This window comes from Haloechinothrix salitolerans (assembly GCF_042662605.1).
Classification (GTDB): domain Bacteria; phylum Actinomycetota; class Actinomycetes; order Mycobacteriales; family Pseudonocardiaceae; genus Haloechinothrix_A; species Haloechinothrix_A salitolerans.
The window spans coordinates 3756488-3780147 of record NZ_JBHSXX010000001.1 but is presented as its reverse complement, the minus strand read 5'-3'; the positions used below and the strand labels follow the sequence as shown (position 1 = coordinate 3780147).

At 68.6% G+C, this 23660-nt stretch carries 19 protein-coding genes; 13 read left to right on the top strand and 6 right to left on the bottom strand.

Annotated elements, in window-relative coordinates:
* Window positions 1–2 precede the first annotated feature (2 nt).
* On the top strand, window positions 3–353 hold the full coding sequence (locus ACFQGD_RS17905) for a hypothetical protein (RefSeq protein WP_345392846.1): 351 nt from the start codon (window positions 3–5) through the stop codon (window positions 351–353).
* 73 nt (window positions 354–426) lie between these two features.
* Here ACFQGD_RS17905 and ACFQGD_RS17900 read toward each other — a convergent pair whose 3' ends face one another.
* The 3 genes from ACFQGD_RS17900 to ACFQGD_RS17890 all read right to left on the bottom strand — a co-directional run bounded on the left by ACFQGD_RS17900 (window position 427) and on the right by ACFQGD_RS17890 (window position 3360).
* Window positions 427–1674, bottom strand: a complete 1248-nt coding sequence (locus ACFQGD_RS17900) for a PP2C family protein-serine/threonine phosphatase (protein WP_345392849.1) — start codon at window positions 1672–1674, stop codon at window positions 427–429.
* 142 nt (window positions 1675–1816) lie between these two features.
* Window positions 1817–3004 (bottom strand): NAD(P)/FAD-dependent oxidoreductase, encoded by a 1188-nt coding sequence (locus tag ACFQGD_RS17895; RefSeq protein WP_345392852.1) that lies wholly within the window; start codon window positions 3002–3004, stop codon window positions 1817–1819.
* On the bottom strand, window positions 3001–3360 hold the full coding sequence (locus ACFQGD_RS17890) for a bifunctional 3-phenylpropionate/cinnamic acid dioxygenase ferredoxin subunit (protein WP_345392855.1): 360 nt from the start codon (window positions 3358–3360) through the stop codon (window positions 3001–3003). The genes ACFQGD_RS17895 and ACFQGD_RS17890 overlap by 4 nt, the downstream gene beginning before the upstream one ends.
* Before the next feature lie 146 nt (window positions 3361–3506).
* On the opposite strand from ACFQGD_RS17890, the gene ACFQGD_RS17885 reads away from it, so the two are divergent.
* The 7 genes from ACFQGD_RS17885 to ACFQGD_RS17855 all read left to right on the top strand — a co-directional run bounded on the left by ACFQGD_RS17885 (window position 3507) and on the right by ACFQGD_RS17855 (window position 12944).
* Window positions 3507–4286, top strand: a complete 780-nt coding sequence (locus ACFQGD_RS17885) for an IclR family transcriptional regulator (RefSeq protein WP_345392858.1) — start codon at window positions 3507–3509, stop codon at window positions 4284–4286.
* Between the two features lie 281 nt (window positions 4287–4567).
* Entirely contained in the window at window positions 4568–5851 is a 1284-nt protein-coding gene (gene glyA, locus ACFQGD_RS17880; protein WP_345392861.1) for a serine hydroxymethyltransferase, read from the top strand.
* Window positions 5852–5874: 23 nt separating this feature from the next.
* The gene (locus ACFQGD_RS17875) at window positions 5875–6960 is read left to right on the top strand and encodes an S-(hydroxymethyl)mycothiol dehydrogenase (RefSeq protein WP_345392864.1); all 1086 of its coding nucleotides are present in this window, start codon (window positions 5875–5877) and stop codon (window positions 6958–6960) included.
* Window positions 6957–7586, top strand: a complete 630-nt coding sequence (locus tag ACFQGD_RS17870) for an MBL fold metallo-hydrolase (protein WP_345392867.1) — start codon at window positions 6957–6959, stop codon at window positions 7584–7586. Before ACFQGD_RS17875 ends, ACFQGD_RS17870 begins: the two co-directional genes overlap by 4 nt.
* 45 nt (window positions 7587–7631) lie before the next feature.
* Window positions 7632–10082 (top strand): GcvT family protein, encoded by a 2451-nt coding sequence (locus tag ACFQGD_RS17865; protein ID WP_345392870.1) that lies wholly within the window; start codon window positions 7632–7634, stop codon window positions 10080–10082.
* A 19-nt stretch (window positions 10083–10101) separates the two neighbouring features.
* On the top strand, window positions 10102–11283 hold the full coding sequence (locus ACFQGD_RS17860) for an aromatic ring-hydroxylating oxygenase subunit alpha (protein ID WP_345392873.1): 1182 nt from the start codon (window positions 10102–10104) through the stop codon (window positions 11281–11283).
* Window positions 11280–12944, top strand: coding sequence for a BCCT family transporter (locus ACFQGD_RS17855; protein ID WP_345392876.1), 1665 nt, complete (start codon window positions 11280–11282; stop codon window positions 12942–12944). Before ACFQGD_RS17860 ends, ACFQGD_RS17855 begins: the two co-directional genes overlap by 4 nt.
* Before the next feature lie 56 nt (window positions 12945–13000).
* On the opposite strand, the gene ACFQGD_RS17850 is transcribed toward ACFQGD_RS17855, so the two are convergent.
* Entirely contained in the window at window positions 13001–13669 is a 669-nt protein-coding gene (locus tag ACFQGD_RS17850) for a GntR family transcriptional regulator (protein ID WP_345392879.1), read from the bottom strand.
* A gap of 73 nt (window positions 13670–13742) precedes the next feature.
* Between ACFQGD_RS17850 and ACFQGD_RS17845 the strand changes: the two genes are divergently transcribed.
* From ACFQGD_RS17845 to ACFQGD_RS17825, 5 genes are read left to right on the top strand one after another with little or no spacing between them, the layout of a single operon-like run.
* Window positions 13743–14987 carry a sarcosine oxidase subunit beta family protein gene (locus ACFQGD_RS17845; protein ID WP_345392882.1) on the top strand — a complete coding sequence of 415 codons (1245 nt, stop codon included), beginning with the start codon at window positions 13743–13745 and terminating at the stop codon, window positions 14985–14987.
* 34 nt (window positions 14988–15021) lie between these two features.
* Window positions 15022–15300, top strand: coding sequence for a sarcosine oxidase subunit delta (locus ACFQGD_RS17840; protein ID WP_345392885.1), 279 nt, complete (start codon window positions 15022–15024; stop codon window positions 15298–15300).
* The gene (locus ACFQGD_RS17835) at window positions 15297–18140 is read left to right on the top strand and encodes a 2Fe-2S iron-sulfur cluster-binding protein (RefSeq protein WP_345392888.1); all 2844 of its coding nucleotides are present in this window, start codon (window positions 15297–15299) and stop codon (window positions 18138–18140) included. The genes ACFQGD_RS17840 and ACFQGD_RS17835 overlap by 4 nt, the downstream gene beginning before the upstream one ends.
* On the top strand, window positions 18130–18729 hold the full coding sequence (locus tag ACFQGD_RS17830; protein WP_345392891.1) for a sarcosine oxidase subunit gamma: 600 nt from the start codon (window positions 18130–18132) through the stop codon (window positions 18727–18729). Before ACFQGD_RS17835 ends, ACFQGD_RS17830 begins: the two co-directional genes overlap by 11 nt.
* A complete protein-coding gene (locus ACFQGD_RS17825; protein ID WP_345392894.1) occupies window positions 18726–20099 on the top strand; it encodes an L-serine ammonia-lyase in 1374 nt (457 codons plus the stop codon). The genes ACFQGD_RS17830 and ACFQGD_RS17825 overlap by 4 nt, the downstream gene beginning before the upstream one ends.
* A 258-nt stretch (window positions 20100–20357) precedes the next feature.
* Here the strand turns inward: ACFQGD_RS17825 and ACFQGD_RS17820 are convergent, their stop codons facing one another.
* Window positions 20358–21302: a formylglycine-generating enzyme family protein gene (locus ACFQGD_RS17820; protein ID WP_345392897.1), complete on the bottom strand. Its 945-nt coding sequence runs from the start codon at window positions 21300–21302 to the stop codon at window positions 20358–20360.
* Window positions 21295–23655, bottom strand: coding sequence for an arylsulfatase (locus ACFQGD_RS17815; RefSeq protein ID WP_345392900.1), 2361 nt, complete (start codon window positions 23653–23655; stop codon window positions 21295–21297). Before ACFQGD_RS17815 ends, ACFQGD_RS17820 begins: the two co-directional genes overlap by 8 nt.
* Window positions 23656–23660 lie beyond the last annotated feature (5 nt).

Genomic DNA, 23660 nt, shown 5'->3' with positions numbered 1-23660 from the left:
TCATGCAAGCATTCACGGTCAACCTGGCGTCGGCCAGCGGTGCTGGCGGCGAGACCGCCACCGTCAACCTCGGTTACCGGCGCACCTTCTATGCGTGGTGTCAGATCACGGTGATCGACTCTTTCAGCGACTTCGACCGTGACAACGCGGCCGCGATTGACATCGTGCGCGTCGATGGCGCCCTCACCCCGTGGCGCGCGGCGGGCGGAGACCATTTCGGCTCACCCGGCGACGTGTCCAACGTGCGCGAGGGCGCGATGACCGGCGTCGGTCAGCGCATCACGTTCCGGCTTCGCGCGTTCCACAAGGCCGACCTCGCCGTGCTCGGCGTCGGCATGGTCCTCGTGCCCTGACCGTCACCCGCGCCTCTGGTCCTGGCATCGCGGGCACCGACTGTTCGGCCGCATTGGTCCGTATCGGCCGATCTCATTCGACTCGGGACGAATTGAACGAACCGCTGCCGCATAGTACGACAAGGGCAACGTCGTCAGTCGGGACTTTTCCTGCGACGAGTTCTTTCATGATGGTGCCGCACACGTCTTCGGCCGGTGTCCCGACGTTGATGGCGCCGCACAGTCGGTCCAGCCCGTCGTCGATCGGCGCGCCGCTGCGCTCGACGAGCCCGTCGGTGTAGCAGCACAGCACGCCGTCGGCCCCGAGGTCGACTCGCGTTGTCCGGCGGCTCTTCGCCGGGAGCGTGACACCGATCGGCAGGTCGGTGGGCATGTCGAGCAACGCGGCGGGATGCCCGGGCAGCGCGTGGACCGGCGGCGGATGCCCGGCGAGCGACACCTCGATCTGGTGGGTCGACGGGTCGACGATCGCGTAGGCGACGGTGGCCATGGCACCGGGCTCGAAGTGCTTCATCTTGCGATCGAGCTTCTCGATGACCACGGCGGGCTCCTCGGTCTCCAGCGCGTACGCGCGAACCGCGCTGCGCATCCTCCCCATGATCACCGCCGCGTGTAGGCCATGCCCAACGACATCGCCGATCACCAGTCCAAGGCGCCCCGACGGCAGCGTGAACACGTCATACCAATCACCCCCGATGCTCGCGCCGCCGCCCGGCACGTACCGGGCGGCGAGCGCGAGACCAGGCACCTCCGGCAGTTTCGACGGCATGAGGCTGCGCTGAAGGGCCGCCGCCGCGGTGCGCTCGGTGCGGTTCGTCGTGGCCTGCGTCGCCAGCGCGATCCTGTCGGCAGCGACTTGCAGCAAGCGAATGTCGTCCTCGGTAAACGGGCGTCGCGCCACGGAGCCCACGTGCAGCACCCCGACGACATGCCCTTCGGCCAGCATCGGAACACCCAGGAGCGAGTTCAACCCCTGCTGCCACAACATCGGGTTGACTACGGTCGTCTCGTCGACCCGGTCGAGCACGAGCGGGCGCTTCAGGGCGGCAACCGAGCCCGCGAACCCGCTTCCGACGGGCACACGGGCGGCCTCCCGTACGTCGTACTGGAGCCCACGCGCCGCTGTGGGCACCATGACACCAGCGTCAGCGTCGTGCATCAGGATCACGGCCGAGTCCGCATCGAGCAGGTCACGTACCCGTTCGAGCAGCTCGCCCAGTAGGTCCTCCAGGTCGACATGCGCGAGTGCCGTATCGGTGATGTGTTCGATTCGGCGTAACTGGTCCTCCGCTTCGCCCGGCTGACCTACTCGTTGTGCCATCCAACGATGCTAGTCCGTGCGCGCTGCCGGGGTACGGTCAGCGCGACGGAATCGTCACATGGCTTCGACCGCGGGCGTATCCGACCACCGCATCGGCGTACGCTGGGTCGGTCCGAAGGGACTGACACCTCCGACGTACCCGTCACGCGGACGTGACGCGTTTCGCCAGCTGCTTGCGCATCCGGGTGAATAGCTTGGGATTGTTCATGGCGAGCACGCCGACGGTCTCACCGCCTTGCCGGTAGGCGACGACGAATCTGCGGTCGCTGGGTGATCCGTCGATCACCTCGACCTCGTCGGGCTGGGCCAGCTCGCCCGCGACCTGTAGTCGAACCCCGTACTGGTCCGACCAGACGTAGCCAGACGGTCGGTAGTGCTCGATCGTGGCACCCGCGAGCAGGTTGCGGATCGCCGTCGCCGACTGTTCGGCCGCGTTGGTCCAGTGCTCGTGGCGCACCGTGCCGCCGTTCGTGGTGCGGTACCGCGCGACATCGCCAACGGCGACCACCGACGGCAGCTCAGTGACGCAGCCGGGGTCACACACCACCCCATCGCTGACGGTGATGCCCGACCCGGCAAGCCAGTCGGCCGCCGGTCGTATCCCGACACCCATTACGACGACGTCGGCCGGCAGCTGTGTTCCGTCGGCCAGCCAGACCCCGGTCACCCGCCGTCCGTTCCCGTCATTGACATGGGTGAACCCGCCGACTCGTTCACCGCAGCGCAATCTCACGCCGTGATCGGTGTGCAGCGCGGCGAATACCGATCCCATCGCGTCGCCGAGCGTGCGCGACAGCGGCACCTCGCTGGCTTCGAGCAACGTCACGCTGAGCCCAAGCTCGTGACATGTGGACGCGATCTCGGCACCGATCCAGCCCGCGCCGACCACGACCACGTTCTCCACGCCATTGGTCAGGTCCGCGCGCAACGCGATCGCGTCCTCGATGGTGCGCACCGTGTGCACGCCTCGCATGTCCTCGGTTCCGGGAACCCGGCTGGCACGGCCTCCGGTGGCGATCACGACGCCATCGGTGTCGATCTCGGTCTCGTTCGACAGCCGCACCCGGCCCGCGGCGGGGTCGAGCTGCTCGGCGCGGACACCCAACAGCCACTCCGCCTCCAGCTCGTCCTGCTCGCTGGCGTCGCACAGCCACAGGTCGTCGACGCGCGCCCGGCCCGCGAGGAACGCCTTGGACAGCGGAGGGCGGTCGTAGGGCCGGTACGGCTCGTCGCCCACCACGACGATACGCCCGTCGAAGCCCTGGTGGCGCAGCTGCTGCACCGAGTTCAGGCCGGCTAAGGACGCGCCGACGACGGTCACTGTCCTCATGCGACAGCCTCGCTCGCCCGCACGGGCTCGGCGGTGTGTTCCGGCACGCGCTCGTGCGCGCTGGTGTCGACGTAGATATAGCCGTCGTGGACAAGCACCATGTGGGTCCGGACGGGCTTCTTCGCTGGCAGGCAGCTCGGCATGCCGGTGCGCAGGTCGAACAGTGCCGCGTGCAGCGGGCATTCCACGAAGCAACCTTCCAGCCAGCCGTCCGAGAGCGAGGCGTCCTGGTGGCTGCAGGTGTCATCAATGGCATAGAGGTCGCCGTCGGCATTGAACACGGCGATGGGGACGTCCGCCTGGATGCGAACCGACTCACCCGGAGGCAGGTCCGTCACGGAGCAGGCTGGAATCATCGGAACCCTCCAGTTGCTTACTAAGAAACTTTGTGTGTAATGCGCAACAGCGTGCTGCCAGTGATAGTGCCCAACCCACCCCCGCGCGTCAAGGAGCAACCAGGGGCAATCTTCCGATAGTTGCGTTTAGCGCTTACAGTTGCGTAATGGCAAACTCATCTGGAAGTAATGAGCCCGTCACAGTGCAGTCGGTCGACCGCGCGATCGAGATCCTCGAACTGCTGCTGCGCGAGGGCGAGGCCGGAATCAGCGAGATTGCCGATGAGCTGGGCGTACATAAGTCAACCGCCTCGCGGTTGGTCTACACGCTGCAGGCGAGAGACCTCGTCGAGCAGCACGGCGAACGAGGCCGGTTCACCATCGGCATCGGCATGCTGCGCTTCGCTGGCGCGGTGACCGGTCAGATCGATCTCGCCCGACTGGGCACGCCGCTGTGCGAATCGCTCGCCGAGAAACTGGGCGAGACGGTCAACATCGCGGTGCTCGACGGCCTGGTCGCGATCAACGTCAGCCAGGCACGGGGCACATCCGCGGTGGCGGCACAGAACTGGACCGGTCAGCGCACCCCGCTACACGCGACGTCCAGCGGCAAGGTTCTGCTCGCGTCGATGGCTGAGCAGGACCAGGAGAATGTGCTCGCGGGCGACCTCACCGCCTACACGCCGAACACCATCGTCGAGCCGGACGAACTGCGGACCGTGCTCAAACGCGTGGCCGAGGACGGCTACGCCACGTGTTTCGAGGAGCTTGAGCCGGGGCTGCACGCGGTCGCCGTCGAGGTGCTTGGGCCAACCGGCAACGTCGTGGCCGCCATCAGTGCGTCCGGGCCCGCCTATCGGCTTTCCCGCAAGCGAATCCGGCAGATCGCCCGCGAGCTCCGGAGTGCGGCATCCGAGCTCTCCGGGCAGCTCGGCTACATGCGGTAGCAGCGATCCCGGAGCCGAAGGATGACCTTCGGTGCATATGCGATACCGAAGGCCATCCTTCGGCACGAACGGGCGGACCGCGACACCTCGCGGCTCGCCCGTTTTGTCTGTCCAGTCCGGACTGGACACGCCGCCGACATCGCCCGCTGCGGCCATTCCGCGTACATCTTCAGTTCACCTCTTGACAGCGTCAGTGACGGGCTCCACATTAGGCGCATACGCGTTGCGTATCGCGATCCGCGATGCGTAATGCGCAACTTCGTCCCTCCGAAAGGAGTCCCGTGTCCTCGACCTCGGTCCATGCTGCCTGCTTGGAGCAGCACCTCGATGACGTCGATCCCGAGATTTCGGCCGCCATCGACGACGAGCTGCGCCGGCAGCGGTCCACCCTGGAGATGATCGCCTCCGAGAACTTCGCGCCGGTGGCCGTGCTGCAAGCGCAGGGTTCGGTGCTCACGAACAAGTACGCCGAGGGCTACCCGGGGCGGCGCTACTACGGCGGTTGTGAGCACGTCGACGTCGTCGAGAGGCTGGCGATCGACCGAGTCACGGCGCTGTTCGGGGCGGCCTACGCCAACGTGCAGCCGCACTCCGGCGCGCAGGCCAACGCCGCCGCGATGTCGGCCGTGCTTGACCCCGGCGACACTATCCTCGGGCTCGACCTCGCCCACGGCGGCCACCTGACGCACGGAATGCGGATCAACTTCTCCGGCCGCCTCTACGACGTCGCCGCCTATCACGTCGACGCGAACACCGGCCGAATCGACATGGCCGAGGTCGAACGCCTCGCGCACGAGCGGCGACCAAAGGTCGTCATCGCGGGCTGGTCGGCCTACCCGCGCCAGCTCGACTTCGCGGCGTTCCGCCGCATCGCCGACGATGTGGGCGCCTACCTGCTGGTGGACATGGCCCACTTCGCCGGGCTGGTCGCCGCTGGCCTGCACCCGAACCCCGTACCGCACGCCGACCTGGTCACCACGACGACGCACAAGACGCTTGGCGGGCCGCGTGGCGGCGTGGTGTTGACCAACGACGCCGAGCTGGCGAAGCGGGTCAACTCGGCGGTCTTCCCCGGCCAGCAGGGCGGGCCGCTTGAGCACGTGATCGCGGCGAAGGCGGTCGCGTTCAAGCTCGCTGCCAGCGACGACTTCGCTGAGCGGCAACGCCGGGTGCTCGATGGTGCCCGCGTCATCGCCGAGCGGCTGTCGTCGGCCGACTGCGCCGCGGACGGCGTCAGGGTGCTCACCGGCGGCACCGACGTGCACCTCGTGCTCGTCGACCTCGCCCAGTCTGAACTGGATGGACGACAGGCCGAGCAGCGACTGCACGGCGTCGGCATCACGGTGAACCGCAACGCGGTGCCGAACGACCCGAGGCCGCCGATGGTCACCTCGGGTCTCCGCATCGGCACTCCCGCGCTGGCCGCGCGCGGGTTCGACGCGGCTGACTTCGCGGAAGTCGCTGACGTCATCGCCGCCGCGTTGCGGCCGGAACCCGACCTGGCGGGACTGCGGTCCCGCTGTGAGGCACTCGCGGCGAAGCACCCGCTTTACGCCGCGCTCTAGCTCCCGAGAAAGGAATCATTCACGTGGCACACACAGTCCAAGGCGTGGTCGCGGGCGTGGCCGGCGCCAAGGTCTCGGTCGAGACCATTACAGTGCCCGACCCCGGCCCTGGTGAGGCGCTGGTCGAGGTGAAGGCCTGCGGCGTCTGCCATACCGACCTGCACTACCGCGAAGGCGGCATCAACGACGAGTTCCCGTTCCTGCTCGGGCACGAGGCCGCCGGTGTGGTGGAGGCGGTCGGTGAGGGCGTGAACGACCTATCCCCCGGTGACTTCGTCGTCCTGAACTGGCGCGCGGTGTGCTGGACCTGCCGCGCGTGCCGTCGTGGCGAGCCGTGGTACTGCTTCGAGACACACAACGCGGCGCAGCCGATGACGCTGGCCGACGGAACGCCGCTGAGCCCAGCGCTCGGCATCGGTGCGTTCGCCGAGAAGACGCTAGTCCACAGCGGACAGTGCACGAAGGTGGACCCCAGGGCTCCCGCTGAAGTAGCCGGGCTGTTGGGCTGCGGCGTGATGGCAGGCATCGGCGCCGCGATCAACACCGGGCAGGTCGGCAGGGGCGACAGCGTGGCTGTGCTCGGCTGCGGCGGCGTCGGCGACGCCGCTATCGTCGGCGCGCGACTCGCGGGCGCGACCACGATCATCGCGGTCGACCTCGACCCGAAGAAGCTGGAGTGGGCGCAGGCGATGGGCGCGACCCACGTCGTCAACGCCGGTAGCGCGGACGTGATCGAGTCGATCCGCGAACTCACCGGCGGCAACGGCGCCGACGTCGTCATCGACGCGGTCGGTATCCCGCAGACGTTCAAGCAGGCCTTCTACGCGCGCGACCTCGCGGGCACCGTGGTGCTCGTCGGCGTCCCGACGCCGGACCTGACCGTCGAGCTGCCGTTGATCGATGTCTTCGCCAGGGGCGGCGCGATCAAGTCCTCCTGGTACGGCGACTGTCTGCCGAGCAGGGACTTCCCCATGCTGATCGACCTCTACCTCCAGGGGCGGCTCGACCTGTCGCCGTTCGTCACCGAGACCATCGGGCTGGACGACGTCGAGGAGGCCTTCGACGCGATGCACGACGGCAGTGTGCTGCGATCGGTGGTGACACTGTGAGCGCCGGGATCGAGCGGGTTGTCACCTCGGGCACGTTCCGCCTCGACGGCGGCAGTTGGGACGTCGACAACAACGTCTGGCTCATCGGCGACGACACCGAGGTGATCGTCATCGACCCAGCTCACGACGCGGCGGCCGTGCTGAACGCGGTCGGTGACCGCAGGGTGACCGCCGTGGTCTGCACCCACGGCCACAACGACCACATCAACGCGGTGGGTGAGGTCGCGGCCAAGACGTCGGCCCCGGTGCTGATCAACCAGGACGACGAGGCGTTCTGGAGCACGGTCTATCCGGAGCGGCAGCCCGACGGCTGGCTCGCGGACGGCGACGAGATCACCGTCGCGGGCACCACGCTGCGGGTGCTGTCCACCCCGGGACACACCTGGGGCTCGGTGTCGCTCTACGCACCCGAGCTGGCGGCGGTGTTCGGCGGGGACACGCTGTTCCAGGGCGGACCAGGCGCGACCGGCAGGTCCGGCTCTGACTTTCCAACGATCATCGAGTCTATCCGCACCCGCCTGTTCACCCTGCCCGCCGACACGACCGTCCACACCGGACACGGACCGACCACGACGATCGGCGAGGAAGCCCCGAACCTCGACGACTGGATCAGCCGGGGCCACTGACCGGCGCCGTTACCCCGAACCACGACTCACACCAGGAGTACCTTCATGGCTAGACAGCCTCGCGTCGTCATCATCGGCGCCGGCATCGTCGGGTGTGCCCTGGCCGACGAGCTCAGCGCACGCGGCTGGACCGATATCACCGTCCTTGAGCAGGGGCCGCTGTTCGCCACCGGCGGTTCCAGCTCGCACGCGCCTGGTCTGGTGTATCAGACCGTGGGCTGCAAGACGATGACCCAGCTCGCCTCCTACACCGTCGAGAAGTACACCGACATGACCCTCGACGGGAAGTGGTGCTTCCAGCAGCTTGGCGGGCTCGAGATCGCCACATCGCGGGAGCGGTGGGACGACCTGCACCGTAAGCAGGGCTGGGCGACGTCGTGGGGCGTCGAGACCTCGCTGGTCGGCCCGGAGGAGTGCGCGAAGCTGCACCCGCTGCTCGACCCGGACAAGGTGCTCGGCGGCTTCTACAACCCCAGCGACGGGCTGGCCAAGCCGCTGCGCGCGGCCGAGGCGCAGGCCCGCGAGGCCATCGACCGGGGCGCGCGGTTCCTCGCCCACCACAAGGTCACCGGCATCGAACGCCATGCGGGCAAGGTCCGCGCGGTGACGACCGATCAGGGTGAGTTCCGCGCGGACATCGTGGTGTCTTGCGTCGGCATGTGGGGTCCGAGGATCGGCGCGATGGTGGACCTCACCATCCCGCTCGTTCCGATGGCCCACCAGTACGCCAAGACCAGCCCGCTGCCGGTCCTCGACGGCGTCAACGATGAGCTGCACGAGATGAGCAAGCCGTTGCTGCGGCACCAGGACGCCGACCTGTACTTCCGGGAGCACGTGGACCGTATCGGCATCGGCGCGTACGGACACCGGCCGATGCCGATCGGCGTCGACGAGATCCTCGACCCCGACGTCGCGCCGACCATGCCGTCGGAGATGGCGTTCACCGAGGAGGACTTCGACCAGTCGTGGGAGGACGCGGTCGACCTGCTGCCGTGCCTCGCCGAGGCGAAGGTCGAGGAGGGCATCAACGGACTGTTCTCGTTCACCCCGGACGGCAACCCGCTGCTCGGCGAGCACCCCGACCTCGACGGGTTCTGGGTAGCCGAAGCCGTGTGGATCACCCACTCCGCCGGTGTCGCGAAGGCGATGGCGGAATGGCTTATCGAGGGCCAGCCCGGCATCGACCTGCACAACTGCGACCTGAACCGCTTCGAGCAGGTCCAGCTCTCCCCCGGCTACGTGCACCAACGCAGCTGCCAGAGCTTCAACGAGGTCTACGACGTGCTGCACCCGTTGCAGCCCGCCGAGAAACCGCGCCCGCTGCGCACCAGCCCGTTCTACGACCGGCAGACGGAGCTGGGGGCGTACTTCCTCGAGGCGTCCGGCTGGGAGCGCCCGCACTGGTACGAGACCAACGCGAACTTGCCCGAGATCGACCTCATCCCCGAGCGCAACGAGTGGGCGTCGCGGTTCTGGTCGCCGATCGCGGGCGCGGAGGCGCTGGTCGCGCGCGAGCGGGTGGCGATGTTCGACATGACGGCGTTGAAGCGGCTGGAGGTCACCGGACCGGAGGCGCTCAACTTCCTGCAGACCATGACCACCAACCAGCTCAACCGCAAGCCAGGGGCCGTGGTCTACACCCTGCTGCTCGGTGAGGACGGCGGCGTGCGCAGCGACCTCACCGTCGCCAGGCTCGCCGAGGACCGGTTCCAGATCGGCGCCAACAGCAACATCGATCTCGAGTGGCTGCGCAGCCACCTGCCGCCGACCGGCACCGTGCAGGTCCGTGACATCACGGCGGGCACCTGCTGCATCGGGCTGTGGGGTCCTCGGGCCCGCGACCTGCTGCAACCGCTGACCAAGGAGGACTTCTCCCACAAGGCCCTCGGCTTCTTCAAAGCGAAGCACGCCTACATCGGCGACGTCCCCGTCACCGCGATGCGACTGTCCTATGTGGGCGAACTCGGCTGGGAGCTCTACACCACCGCCGACATGGGGCTGAAGCTGTGGGACACGCTGTGGGAGGCGGGCCAGCGGCACGGCGTCATCGCCGCCGGACGCAGCGCGTTCAACAGCATGCGACTGGAGAAGGGCTATCGCTCCTGGGGCGCCGACATGACCACCGAGCATGACCCGTTCGAGGCGGGGGTCGGCTTCGCGGTCCGCATGGACAAGGGCTACTTCCTCGGTCGCGACGCGCTCGAAGAGCGGATGGAGACCCCGAACACCCGCCAGCTGACCTGCCTGACCATCGCCGACGACTACCAGGTGGTCATGGGCTCCGAGCCGGTCTACGCGCACGGGAAGCCGGTCGGTTACGTCACCAGCGCCGCCCGCGGCTACACCATCGGCAGAAACATCGCCTACGCCTGGCTGCCCGCCGAGCTGGCCGAGCCGGGCACGCCGGTGGAGATCGAGTACTTCGGCGAACGGGTGGCGGCGGTCGTCGCGGCCGAACCCCTGTTTGACCCGGACATGACCCGGATTCGCTCCTGACACCCCCACGGAGAAACGAATGACCGACACCTTCAGCGCCGACACGGCCACCGAGAGCGAGGCCGACACCGGTAATGGGCACGCGGGCAGTCTCATCAGAACCTTGCCCGGCAACACCTACGTGGACCCGTCGATCTTTGAGCTCGAGCAGATCAAGATCTTCGAGTCGATGTGGTTCTGCGCCGTACGCGCCGCGGACCTGCCCAACCCCGGCGACTTCCGCACCGTCCAGATCGGACGCGAGAGCGTGCTCGTCACGCGCTCGCGCGACGGGTCGCTGCGGGCGTTCCTCAACATCTGCCGGCACAGGGGCGCGCGGCTCTGCGTCGAGGAGACCGGCTCGGTGAAGCGGTCCTTCCAGTGCCCGTACCACGCCTGGACGTACGGGCTCGACGGGAAGCTGATCGCCGCGCCGAACCTGCAGTCGATGCCGGACGTCGACCGCACCGAGTACGGTCTCCGGCCGGTGCACCTGCGGGAATGGCTCGGCTACGCCTGGCTGTGCCTCGCGGAGCAGCCGCCATCGTTCGTCGACACCGTGCAGTCCGACGTGACCGACCGGCTTGGCGACGTCGAGGCGATCGAGAATTACGACATCGACGAGCTGACGCTCGGGCGGCGGATCACCTACGACGTCAAGGCGAACTGGAAGCTCGTCATCGAGAACTTCATGGAGTGCTACCACTGCGCGACCATCCACCCTGAGCTGACCGAGGTGCTGCCGGAGTTCGCCGATGGCTTCGCCGCGCAGTACTACGTCGGCCACGGCGCGGCGTTCGGTGAGGACGTCGACGGCTTCACCGTGGACGGCTCCGAGGGCTTCGAGCGGCTGTCCGGCGTCAGCGAGGAGCAGGACCGCGCCTACTACGCGATCACGGTGCGCCCGCAGGTGTTCATCAACCTGGTCCCGGACCACGTCATCATTCACCGGATGTTCCCGCTCGCGGCGGACCGCACCCTCATCGAGTGCGACTGGCTCTACGCGAAGGACGTCGTGGCCAGTGGGCGCGACGTGTCCCACTCGGTCGAGCTGTTCCACCGCGTGAACCAGCAGGACTTCGACGCCTGCGAGCGGTGCCAACCGGCGATGTCCTCGCGCGCCTACGACAACGGCGGCGTGCTCGTCCCCTCGGAGCACCACATCGGGGCGTTCCATGACTGGGTGCAAAGCGTGCTGACGGAAGGAGGTGCTGGCCGATGACCACATCGGATCGCACCACGGCGTCGGCCGCACGGCGCTCGGTCGCACCGAGGGTGTTCTGGCCGTCGGCGGCCCTTGTGGTCGCCTTCGTCACGGTCACGGTCATCTCCCCTGGCTGGATGGCGTCGGCGATCAGTTCGATCCAGGACTCGATCATCGGGAACTTCGGCTGGTACTACACGCTCATCGTGACCGGGTTCGTCGTGTTCGCGCTGACCGTGGGGCTGGGTCGCACCGGCGACATCACGCTCGGCCCTGACGACGAGGAGCCGGAGTTCCGGCGCAGCTCATGGTTCGCGATGCTGTTCGCCGCTGGTATGGGCATCGGACTGGTGTTCTGGGGCGTCGCCGAGCCGTTGAACCACTTCGTCGCGCCGAAGCCCGGCGTGGGCGGCGCGCCGGACGACCTCGCGCAGGAGTCCCTTGTGCAGAGCTTCCTGCACTGGGGCCTGCATCCGTGGGCGATCTATGTGGTGGCGGGGCTGGCGATCGCGTACGCGATCCACCGCAAGAACCGCCCGGTCTCCATCCGCTGGGTGCTGGAACCCCTGCTCGGCAGCCGGGTCAACGGCTGGGTCGGTGACGCCATCGACATCGCCGCGATCGTGGGCACACTGTTCGGCGTCGCCACCTCGCTTGGTCTCGGCGTGCTGCAGATCTCGTCCGGGCTGAGCTTCCTCGGTCTCGTTTCCGATCCTGGCAACTGGACCTACATCATCCTGATCGGCGGCATCACGGCGCTGGCCGTGTTCTCGGTTGTCACCGGCGTGAAACGCGGCATCAAGTGGCTGTCGAACATCAACATGGTGCTCGTGGCCGGACTCCTCCTGTTCGTGCTGGTCGCGGGGCCGACCGCGTTCATCCTGTCCGAGACGGTGCAGTCCGTCGGGCTCTACCTGCAGAACCTGATCCAGGCGAGCTTCGACACCACAGCGCTGCAAGGCGCGGCGGGACAGGACTGGCAGGCGGGCTGGACCGCGTTCTACTGGGGCTGGTGGATCTCCTGGGCGCCCTTCGTCGGCGTGTTCATCGCCCGCATCTCGCGGGGCAGGACCGTTCGTGAGTTCGTGACCGGCGTGCTCGTCGTGCCCAGCGTCGTCACGTTCCTCTGGTTCACCGCGTTCGGTGGCACCGCTCTGCACCGCGAGTTGTTCGGCGGCGGCGGACTCGTCGTTGACGGCGAGGTCGACACCAACGGCGCCTTGTTCGGACTGCTCAGCGAGCTCCCAGCGGGAACGGCACTGGTGGCGGGGTCAGTCATCCTGATCGTGCTGTTCTTCGTGACCTCATCGGACTCCGGCTCGCTGGTGGTCGACATGCTCGCCTCCGGCGGTGACGTCGATCCGCCCAAGTGGAGCCGGGTTTTCTGGGCTGTCCTTGAGGGGCTGGTCGCGATCGCGTTGCTGCTGGCTGGCGGGCTTACCGCACTGCAGACGGTCTCGATCACGATCGCCCTGCCGTTCAGTTTCGTCATGCTGGCGATGTGTGTGGCTACCTGGCGAGAGCTCGGCGCGGAGCGCCGGGCGCAGCTCCGCCTGCAGCGCAAGCTACAGCGGGAAGAGCTCACCGAGCAGGTATCGCAAAACCTGATCGACGAGGGCTGGACCAATCCGAACGACACGGCCACCGACGTCAAGGACGTCGTCCCAGACAAGGTGTGATGTGTGGGCGAGGCGTGCTCCCGGTGACCTGCCGGGAGCACGCCCGGTCCTGACGCTCAGATCAGCGCGCGGATGGCCGTCTCGAAGCCGGTGACGTGTTGCAGCGCCAGGTCCGCCGCCTTCTCGGCGTCGCCGTCGATGATCGCGGTCAGCAGCGGGCCGTGCTCGCCGACGTGTCCGGCCATGCCGGACAGCCGGGGCGCGAACACGCACCAGATGCGCGTCGCGAGGTTGTCGTAGCCGACGAGGGTGTCCTCGAGGAACGGGTTGTAGACGCAGTGGTAGATCGACCGGTGCACGTCGAGGTCGATCCGCAGCAGCGCGTCGTTGTCCTCAGCGCCCTTGCTCGCGTCCAGCTTGTCGCGTAGCTCGGCCAGCGTCGCGCGGTCCTCGGCGGTCGCCCGCTCAGCGGCGGCAGCCGCCGCCATGGGCTCCAACGCGCGTCTGACCTCGGAGATGTGGGCCAGATCCGCGATGTTGACGTCGGTGGCGAACGTGCCTCGTCGGGGGAACGCGGCGACCAGGCGGTCGCTCGTCAGCCGCTTGAGTGCCTCGCGGATCGGCGTGCGGCCGCAGCCGAGCTCGCTGCTGAGCCGGTCCTCGTTGATGGGCTCGCCCGGTTTGATGTCGAGCATCACCAGGCGATCCCGCAGGACCCGATAGGCCTGCTCGGCAAGGGAGATGCCGATCCCGTCGGACAGTTGGGTGTTGACCTGGGTTCTCACCTGACCTACTGTAGCGCAGAGACTGATATATCAGTAGTTGACCAAACGGACCGCAGAAGGATGGGGTGCCGCGATGCCCTCTGCAACACCACCCGCCCAGCCCGGCGCCGACCTGCCGGAGCACCCTTCGTTCCTCTGGCGGAACCCCGACCCGGCGGCCCCCTACGACGTCGTCATCGTCGGTGGCGGCGGCCACGGACTCGCGACCGCCTACTACCTCGCCGCCGTGCACGGGATCACCAACGTCGCGGTACTGGAGAAGGGCTGGCTCGCGGGTGGCAACATGGCGCGCAACACGACGATCATCCGGTCCAACTACCTTTGGGACGAAAGCTCGGGAATCTACGAGCACGCCCTCAAGCTCTGGGAGGGGCTGGAAGACGAGCTGGACTACCCGATCCTGTTCGACCAGCGGGGCGTGTTGAACCTCGCGCACAGCCTCCAAGATGTCCGCGACAGCGTGCGGCGCGTCAACGCCAACCGGCTCAACGGGATCGACGCGGATTGGCTTGACGCCGACGCCGTCAAAGAGGTCTGCCCGATCATCAACGTCTCCCCCGACGTCCGCTACCCCGTGCTCGGTGCGACCTACCAGCCCCGCGCGGGTATCGCCAAGCACGACTACGTCGCCTGGGGCTACGCCAGCGCGGCGGACCGGCTCGGCGTCGACCTCATCCAGCACTGCGAGGTGACCGGCATCGAGACCACCGACGGCCGCGCCACCGGGGTGAACACCACCCGCGGCCGGATCGCGGCGGGCAAGGTAGCGCTGTGCGCGTCGGGGCACTCGTCCGAGCTGGCCGCGATGGCCGGGATCGAGCTGCCGGTGCAGTCGCATCCGTTGCAGGCGCTGGTGTCCGAGCTGCTGGAGCCGGTGCACCCGACGGTCGTGATGTCGAACGCCGTGCACGTCTACGTCTCGCAGGCGCACAAGGGCGAACTCGTGATGGGCGCGGGCATCGACAGCTACAACGGCTACGGCCAGCGCGGCTCGTTCCACATCATCGAGCGGCAGATGTCCGCGGCGCTGGAGCTGTTTCCGATCTTCGCGCGCGCCCACCTGTTGCGTACCTGGGCGGGCATTGTCGACGTCAGTCCGGACGCCTCCCCGATCATCGGCCTCACCCCCGTCGACGGGCTGTATCTCAACTGCGGGTGGGGCACCGGCGGGTTCAAGGCAACGCCCGGTGTCGGCGACTGCTTCGCGCACACCATCGCCAACGACAAGCCGCACCCGTACAACGAGCCGTTCTCGCTCGAACGGTTCACCACCGGCGCCCTCGTCGACGAGCACGGTGCCGCCGCCGTCGCGCACTGAGACATGTCAAGCACCCCAGACTTCAGGAGTCGTCATGCAACTCATTCCCTGCCCGTGGTGCGGGCCTCGTGAGGAGGTCGAGTTCCACTACGGCGGCCAAGCCCACGTCGACTATCCCGCCGAGCCCGCCGCGTTGTCCGACGAAGAGTGGGCGAAGTTCGTGTTCTTCCGGGACAACCCACGCGGACCGTTCGCGGAGCGCTGGAGCCACTCCGCGGGCTGTCGCCGCTGGTTCAACGCCGTACGCGACACGCGCAGCTACGAACTGCTCGCCGTGTACCGGCTCGACGAGGAAAGGCCGGTGACGACATGAGCGCCGACTTCCGTCTCCCCCGTTGTGGCCGCATCGACCGCGACACCCGGCTGCGCTTCACGTTCAACGGCCAGTCGTTGGCGGGCCGCGAGGGCGACACGCTCGCCTCCGCGTTGCTCGCCAATGGCGTGCACCAGGTGACCACCAGCATCAAGTACGGCCGCCCGCGCGGCATCATGGCCGCCGGGGTCGAGGAGCCCAACGCGCTGGTGCAGGTCGCCGAGCCGTACAGCGAGCCGATGCTGACCGCGACGACGGTCGAGCTGTGCGACGGCCTCGTCGCGGACGGCCTTGTCGGGCACGGCAAGCTCCCCGCCGAACCGGACCTCGCGCGCTACGACCACAAGCACGCGCACTGCGACGTGTTGGTGGTCGGCGCTGGTCCCGCTGGTCTCGCCGCCGCGCTCACCGCCGCCCGCTCCGGTGCCCGCGTCGTGGTCGTCGATGACCAGAGCGAAGCGGGCGGCTCGCTGCTGGGCCGCGACGACTACCTGGACGAACGGTCGTCCGACGCCTGGGTGCGCGACATCGTCACCGAGCTTGCCTCGCTGCCCGACGTGCTGGTGCTTGACCGCACCACCGCGTTCGGCGCGTACCAGGACGGGTTCGTGCTCGCGCTGCAGCGCCGCACCGATCACCTGGGCTTCGACGCGCCGAGCCACGTGTCCCGGCACCGGATCTGGCGGATCAGGGCAAAGCAGACCGTGATCGCGACCGGCGCGCACGAACGCCCCATCGTGTTCGCGGACAACGACCGGCCGGGCATCATGCTCGCCGGGGCCGCGCGCACCTACCTGCACCGATACGGGGTGCAGGTCGGCAGGCGGATCGGCGTGTTCACCACCAACGACAGCGCCTACCACGCCGCGATCGAGCTGGCCGAGGCTGGCATCGACGTCCCGGTGCTGATCGACGCCCGACACGACGTGCCGCCGAAGCTCAGCGCGGAGTGCGCCACGCGAGGCATCGACGTCTACCCAGGCCACGTCGTCACCGGCACCGAGGGAGCCGAACGGCTCACCGACGTCCACATCAGGTCGATCACTGGCGGGCACGCCGACACGTTCGTGTGCGACACGCTGCTCGTGTCCGGGGGCTGGAACCCGGCCGTGCACCTGTTCAGCCAGCTCGGCGGCACGCTGCGGTACTCGCCGGAAGTGGGTGCTTACGTGCCGGGCGAGGCGCTGTCGTCCGCGCGGGTGGCGGGCTCGGCTACGGGAATGGTCGAGCTGACGGCCTGCATCGAGCAGGGCCGCGACGCCGGACGCGCGGCCATCACCGCCGCCGGGTTCACGCCGGGCGCCGAGCTTCCCGCCCCGGCCGCCGACGCTCGCGCCGAGGAAACCGCGGCAGCGGTGCTGTGGCGCGTGCCGGGTGGTGAGACCGACACCCAGTTCGTCGACTTCCAACGCGACGCCACCGTCTCCGACGTCACGCGCGCGACCGGCGCGGGCCTGGAGTCGCTGGAACACGTCAAGCGCTACACCACCATCGGCACCGCGCACGACCAGGGCAAGACGTCCGGGATGCTCGCGGCGGCCATCGTCGCGGAGGAGTTGGGCGCGGACCTGGCCGACCGGCGGCCGACGACGTTCCGCCCGCCCTACGCCTCGGTGCCGTTCGCCGCGCTCGGCGGTCGCGACCGGGGCGAGCTGTACGACCCGATTCGGGTGACCGCGCTGCACGACTGGCACGTGGCGCACGGCGCGGAGTTCGAGGACGTCGGGCAGTGGAAGCGCGCCCGCCACTACCCGCAGGACGGCGAGGACATGCACGCCGCCGTGCTGCGCGAGTGCCGCGCGGCACGCGAAGGCGTCGCGCTGATGGACGCCTCGACGCTCGGCAAGATCGATGTCCAGGGCCCGGACGCGGCCGAACTGCTGGACATGCTCTATACGAACATGATGAGCACGCTCAAGGTCGGCCGCATCCGATACGGCATCATGTGCGGCATCGACGGCATGGTCATCGACGACGGCACGGTGATCCGTCTCGCCGACGACCACTTCCTGCTGACCACGACCACCGGCAACGCGGCGATGGTCCTCGACTGGCTCGAGGAGTGGCTGCAGACCGAGTGGCCGCACCTGCGGGTGTTCGCCACGTCGGTGACCGAGCACTGGGTGACCGTCCCGCTGGTCGGCCCGAAGTCCCGAGATGTGCTGGCGGAGTTGGCGCCGGAGCTCGACGTCGCGGGCGACGCCTTCGGGTTCATGACCTGGCAGGATGCCGTCGTCGCTGGGATTCCCGCGCGGGTCTGCCGGATCAGCTTCTCCGGCGAGCTGGCGTACGAGATCAACGTCCACGCCTGGGACGGCCTCGCGCTGTGGGAGGCGCTGATCGAGGCGGGCGAACCGTACGGCATCACCCCCTACGGCACCGAGACGATGCACGTCCTGCGCGCCGAGAAGGGCTACCCGATCGTCGGTCAGGACACTGACGGCACTGTCACGCCGCAGGACCTCGGGATGTCGTGGGCGGTGTCGAAGAAGAAGGCCGACTTCATCGGCAAGCGTTCATTCAGCAGGGCGGAGAACCTGCGCCCGGACCGCAAGCAGCTCGTCGGCCTGGTGCCCGCCGATCCCACGGTACTTCTGCCCGAAGGCGCGCACATCATCGAGTCCGACCACCTGCCGGAGCCGCCGGTGCGGATGCTCGGGCACGTCACGTCGAGCTACGACAGCGCCGCGCTCGGCAGGACGTTCGCCCTCGCGTTGCTGCGGTCCGGGCGTGACCGCATCGGCGAGAAGCTCTACGCCCCGGTGGGCGACGACCTCGTCGCCGTCACCGTGACCGAAACCGTGCTCTACGACAAGGAAGGAGCCCGCCGTGACGGCTGACATCAGGACCCGCCGCAGCCCGCTCGACGGCTGGGTGGAGTGGCTGGCAAAGCTCGCACCGGCCGTCGAGGTGGCGGAGCGGCCGTTCCGCACACAGATCACGTTGCGGCTGCGCGATGTCGGGAGGGCGGCGGCGGTGAGCGCGGTCCTCGGCGCCGAGTTGCCGCGCACGCCGTGCACCTTCACCGAGGGCGACGGCCCGCACGGGCCGGTCGAGGTGGCGTGGCTCGGCCCGGACGAGTACCTCGTGCTCGCACAGCCTGGCCTGCAGCGCACGCTGGAAAGCGCGCTGCGGCAGGCCATCGGCGACGCGGACGGCGCGGTGGTCGACGTCTCGGCGCAGCGCACCACGCTGACGCTGGCCGGGCCGAAGGCACGCGACCTGCTCGCGCACGGCTGCGCCATCGACCTGCACCCGTCGGTATCGCCCACCGGAACCTGCGTGCAGACGTTGCTCGCGCAGGCTGGGATCGTCCTGCTGGTTCGCGGCGCGGACGAGTTCACGGTGCTGGTGCGAGCGTCGTTCGCGCGCTACCTGGCCGCGTGGCTGCTTGACGCGGGTGTGGAGTACCGGGAGGAACCGGTATGAGCCTGAGCGTGTTCGACCTGTTCAAGGTCGGGATCGGACCGTCGAGCTCGCACACCGTCGGCCCGATGCGCGCCGCCAAGACGTACGTCGAGTCGTTGGCCGAGGAGGGGCTGCTGGGCCGGGTGGCGTCGGTGCGGGTCGAGCTGTTCGGCTCACTCGGTGCCACTGGCCACGGGCACGGCAGCGTCAAGGCCGTCGTGCTCGGTCTCGCCGGGTACGCCCCGGACGAGGTCGATCCGGTGGCGGCGCAGCCCCTGGTGGACGGCGTCGCGGAGACCGGCTCGCTTGAGCTGGCCGGTGGTACGCGCATCCCGTTCTCAGTGACCGACGACGTCAAGCTGCATCGGCGAAAGCGGCTGGAGTTCCACAGCAACGGGATGATGTTCCACGCCTTCGACCGGACGGGAACGGTGCTGTCGGTGCGCACGTACTACTCGGTCGGCGGCGGGTTCGTGCTCGGGGAGGACGAGGCAGGCGGCAAGCAGCTCGTCGAGGACCGCACGCCGGTGCCGTTCCCGTTCTCGACGGCCGAGGAACTGCTCGCGCACACCGAGCGCACCGGTCGGTCGATCAGCTCGCTGATGATGGCCAACGAGACGGTCCGCCGCAGCGAGGAGGAGGTCCGCGATGGGCTCCTGCACATCTGGTCGGTGATGGCCGAGTGTGTCGAGCGCGGGACGTCGACGTCCGGCGTACTACCCGGCGGGCTCAAGGTGCGGCGGCGGGCGGCGAACCTAAAGGACCGCCTCGTCAAGGCGGACGGGGTGGACGACCCGCTGTCCGCGATGGAGTGGGTGACGGTGTTCGCGCTGGCGGTCAACGAGGAGAACGCGGCAGGCGGGCGGATCGTCACCGCGCCGACCAACGGCGCGGCCGGGATCATCCCCGCCGTGCTGCACTACTACCGGCGGTTCGTGCCAGGTTCCTCGGACGACGGCGTGGTGAACTTCCTGCTCACCGCGGGCGCGATCGGGATGCTGTTCAAGCAGAACGCCTCCATCTCCGGCGCGGAGGTCGGCTGCCAGGGCGAGGTCGGCTCGGCCTGTTCGATGGCCGCCGCCGGGCTTGCCGAGGTGTTCGGCGCGACTCCGGCGCAGGTGGAGAACGCGGCGGAGATCGGGATCGAGCACAACCTCGGGCTTACCTGCGACCCGGTGGGCGGGTTGGTGCAGATTCCGTGCATCGAGCGAAACGCGATCGCGTCGATCAAGGCCATCATGGCGGCACGCATGGCGATGAGCGGCGACGGCCTGCACTTCGTCAGCCTGGACAAGGCGATCAAGACGATGCGCGACACGGGCGCGGACATGAAGGACAAGTACAAGGAGACGTCCCGGGGAGGTCTCGCCCTCAACGTCGTGGAGTGCTGAACTCGGGCTGGCTCGGACGCGGGAGGGGCGCTGGACCCGCTCGGCTGACCGAAGTCGATCAACTTCCCCTGGGCTGCGACACGCAGGCGCCTGCTTTATCCAGTTCTGATGGTCACAGCGCAGGGCAAGTAGATCAACAACGACCGGTCCGCATGTTTGGTGTGACTCGTGAAACAACACACCGCAAAGCTGTCGGATTCTGAAGTGGAAGCGATTCGGTTCGTGCTCCGACGACTGATCGAGGTGTAACTCTGCCCGCTAGACGTCGCGGGCGACGCGGAAGCCGGTGTTGCCCATGGACGAGTCCGGGGTGAGGCCCTGCCGGGCGCTGACCCGGTAGCGACGGCAGTACGACTCGTGGCACAGATACGACCCGCCGCGCGCGCTGCGGCGGGTGCCGTGCACGGGGCCGCGCGGGTCCCGTCCGGTGTCCGACGTCGTGACGGCGTTGTGGAACCAGTCGTGGCACCACTCCCAGACGTTGCCCGTCATGTTGTGCAGGCCGAAGCCATTGGGCGGGAACTCCGTGACCGGGCAGGTGCCGTACCAGCCGTCGGCTTCCGTGTTGTGCTGCGGGAACTCGCCCTGCCACACGTTCATCTGGTGCTGCCCGCCAGGTTCGAGCTCGTCGCCCCACGGGAACGGGTGTCCGTCAAGCCTGCCGCGCGCCGCGCACTCCCACTCCGCCTCGGTGGGTAGCCGCAGGCCCGCCCATGCGCAGTACGCCTGGGCGTCGTGCCAGGACACGTGCACGACGGGATGATCCTCCAGACCGTCTACTGTGGACTGCGGTCCGGCGGGATGCCGCCAGTCAGCGCCGTGCACCTGACGCCACCACGGCGCGTTCGCCACGCCCCTGGTCGGCGGGAAGTCGTCCGGCAGCATGCCGCCGAAGACGAACGACCAACCGAACCGTTCGGCCTCGGTGCGGTACCCGGTCGCGTCCACGAACTCGGCGAAAGCCGCGTTGCTGGCCGCTGTCGGGCTGATCCAGAACGGGCTCAGCTCGACACGACGTACCGGCCCCTCGCCGTCACCGGGATAGGCGAGCGGGCCCTCGCTGCCCATCAGGAACTCGCCGCCGTCGAGCAGCACCAGACCGTCCGTGCTGCCGCTGACGCCAGCGGCGTGCTGTTCGGGTGGGTGCTGCGTCCCGCCACGGGACGGGGCGCAGCACCCACCACGGGTCGCGCTGTCAGTCATGGGCCGCCCGGAATTGCTCACGCGCGGTCTCACTCGCCCCATCGCTACAGAGGTCGTCGGCGAGGTCGACGCGGACCTGGCGCAACGTGCCGGTGAAGGCGTTGTCGACCGTGGCGTAGTCGTCGGTGACCGGCGACGCGCGGTCGCACCCGAGATCGAAGGTTTCATCGAACGCGAAGTAGTACGGAATCGTCGCGTCCACTCGCGTCTCGGCCGCCTTCTCCCCGTCGACGAGCAGCATGGCGGTCCCGCCACGCCCGACGCCGCCGCCGGCGTAGCTGAACTCCATCGTGATCTCGTGCCTGCCAGCGGTCAGCGCATCGGGTGCCACGGCCTTGTGCACGTCTAGCCCGAAGTAGTTGTAGGCGTAGCACGGCCTGCCCTGCCACACATACAACGACCAACCACCGAAGCGGCCACCCTGGGCGACGAGCACGCCCTCCGCGCCGTCTGGGCCGACGTCCACCTGCGCGGTGATGGTGTGCGAGCGGTTCTTCACGTTCGGCGCGGTCTCCTCGGTCAGCCGCAGGCCCGGGCCATGGAACGTGATGGTGCGGCGCTCACCAAGCAGGTCCAGGCGGCCCGCCTCCTTCGGGTTCTCCCGCTCGGTCATCCGGTCATCGAGCGGGAAGACGTTGTACTTCGCGGCCTCGATGAGGAACAACTGCTGCAGCTCGCGCAGCTTGCCAGGGTGTTCGGCGGAGATGTCGCGGGCCTGGGTCCAGTCGACGTTGGTGTCGTACAGCTCCCAGACGTCGTCATCGAAGTACTGGCGCTCGCTCTGCACCATCTCCCACGGCACGCCGTGGCGCGCGACCGCCATCCAGCCGTCGTGGTAGATCCCGCGGTGGCCGACCATCTCGAAGTACTGCACCGTGTGGCGGTCCGGCGCCCCGGCGTCGTTGAAGCTGTAGAGCATGCTGGTGCCCTCGATCGGCTGCTGCGCGATTCCATCCACACTGGACGGCTCGGGCAGTCCGGCTGCTTCCAGGATCGTCGGCATGACGTCGATGACGTGGTGGAACTGGTTCCGGATGCCGCCGCGTTCGGTGATCCGGTCCGGCCAGTGCACCACCATCCCGTCGCGGGTGCCGCCGAAGTGGGAGGCGACCTGCTTGGTCCACTGGTACGGCGTGTTCATCGCCAACGCCCACCCGACCGGGTAGTGCGCGTGCGTCGTCGGGTCGCCGAGCGCGTCGTCGTGGGCGTTGATGTACTCGGCGGTGTCCGGGATGCCGCTGGCGAAACGGTGCTCGTTGAGCGTGCCGCCGAGCCCGCCCTCGGCCGACGCGCCGTTGTCGCCGAGGATGTAGATGAACAGGGTGTTGTCCAGCTCCCCTGCCTCGTCGATGGCGTCGACGAGGCGTCCGACCTGGACGTCGGTGTGCTCGGCGAACCCGGCGTACAGCTCCATCAGCGACGCCGCCGAGCGGCGTTCGGCGTCGGTGAGCTCGTCCCAGTGCGGCACGCCCTCGGCCCACGACGCCAGCTCGGCGTCCTCCGGCACGACGCCGAGTTCCTTCTGCCGCCGCAGGGTGATCTCGCGCTGCTTGTCCCAGCCGTGGTCGAACCGCCCCCGGTACTTCTCGCGATACTCCCTCGGCACGTGATACGGCGCGTGGGTCGCGCCGAACGGCAGGTAGACGAAGAACGGCGAGTCGGGATTGAGCGTCTGCTGCGTGTGGACCCAGTCGATGGCCTGGTCGACCTGGTCCTCGGACAGGTGGTAGCCGTCCTCCGGCTTCCTGCTCGGCTCGGTCGGCACAGTGCCGTCGAACAGCACCGGATACCAGTGGTTCATCTCCGCGCACAGGAAGCCGTAGAACTTCTCGAAACCCTCCCCCGTCGGCCACCGGTCGAACGGCCCCGCCGGGCTGACGTCGCGGGCAGGCGTCTGGTGCCACTTGCCGAACGCGCCGGTGTTGTAGCCGTTGCCGCGCAGCACCTGCGCCAGGGTGGCCGCACTGCGCGGGCGAATCCCGCTGTAGCCGGGGGACGCGCTCGCCATCTCGGTCGTCACGCCCATGCCGACCGAGTGGTGGTTGCGCCCGGTCAGCAGCGATTGCCGGGTGGGCGAACAGATCGCGGTGACGTGGAAGCGGGTGTAGCGCAGCCCGTTCCCGGCCAGGCGGTCGGCAGTTGGCATGTGGCACGGGCCGCCGAACGTCGACGGCGCGCCGAAGCCCATGTCGTCGATGAGCACCACGACGACGTTGGGCGCGCCCTCCGGTGGCCGGAGCGGCTGCGTCGGCTGGTGTGGCGGTTGCTGGTCGCGGACGTCGATCGCGGTCGCCGGTTGGTCGGGCGCGTCGGGGATGGGGAGGTGTTGTCTGGTGGCGCGCTGGTCGGCCATCGACG

Coding starts and splice junctions, on each gene's coding strand:
- ACFQGD_RS17845 (WP_345392882.1), top strand. CDS start 13,743: ATGCCCTCTGCAACACCACCCGCCCAGCCCGGCGCCGACCTGCCGGAG.
- ACFQGD_RS17890 (WP_345392855.1), bottom strand. CDS start 3,360: ATGATTCCAGCCTGCTCCGTGACGGACCTGCCTCCGGGTGAGTCGGTT.
- ACFQGD_RS17885 (WP_345392858.1), top strand. CDS start 3,507: ATGGCAAACTCATCTGGAAGTAATGAGCCCGTCACAGTGCAGTCGGTC.
- ACFQGD_RS17835 (WP_345392888.1), top strand. CDS start 15,297: ATGAGCGCCGACTTCCGTCTCCCCCGTTGTGGCCGCATCGACCGCGAC.
- ACFQGD_RS17900 (WP_345392849.1), bottom strand. CDS start 1,674: ATGGCACAACGAGTAGGTCAGCCGGGCGAAGCGGAGGACCAGTTACGC.
- ACFQGD_RS17905 (WP_345392846.1), top strand. CDS start 3: ATGCAAGCATTCACGGTCAACCTGGCGTCGGCCAGCGGTGCTGGCGGC.
- ACFQGD_RS17860 (WP_345392873.1), top strand. CDS start 10,102: ATGACCGACACCTTCAGCGCCGACACGGCCACCGAGAGCGAGGCCGAC.
- ACFQGD_RS17855 (WP_345392876.1), top strand. CDS start 11,280: ATGACCACATCGGATCGCACCACGGCGTCGGCCGCACGGCGCTCGGTC.
- ACFQGD_RS17895 (WP_345392852.1), bottom strand. CDS start 3,004: ATGAGGACAGTGACCGTCGTCGGCGCGTCCTTAGCCGGCCTGAACTCG.
- ACFQGD_RS17825 (WP_345392894.1), top strand. CDS start 18,726: ATGAGCCTGAGCGTGTTCGACCTGTTCAAGGTCGGGATCGGACCGTCG.
- ACFQGD_RS17865 (WP_345392870.1), top strand. CDS start 7,632: ATGGCTAGACAGCCTCGCGTCGTCATCATCGGCGCCGGCATCGTCGGG.
- ACFQGD_RS17840 (WP_345392885.1), top strand. CDS start 15,022: ATGCAACTCATTCCCTGCCCGTGGTGCGGGCCTCGTGAGGAGGTCGAG.
- ACFQGD_RS17815 (WP_345392900.1), bottom strand. CDS start 23,655: ATGGCCGACCAGCGCGCCACCAGACAACACCTCCCCATCCCCGACGCG.
- ACFQGD_RS17820 (WP_345392897.1), bottom strand. CDS start 21,302: ATGACTGACAGCGCGACCCGTGGTGGGTGCTGCGCCCCGTCCCGTGGC.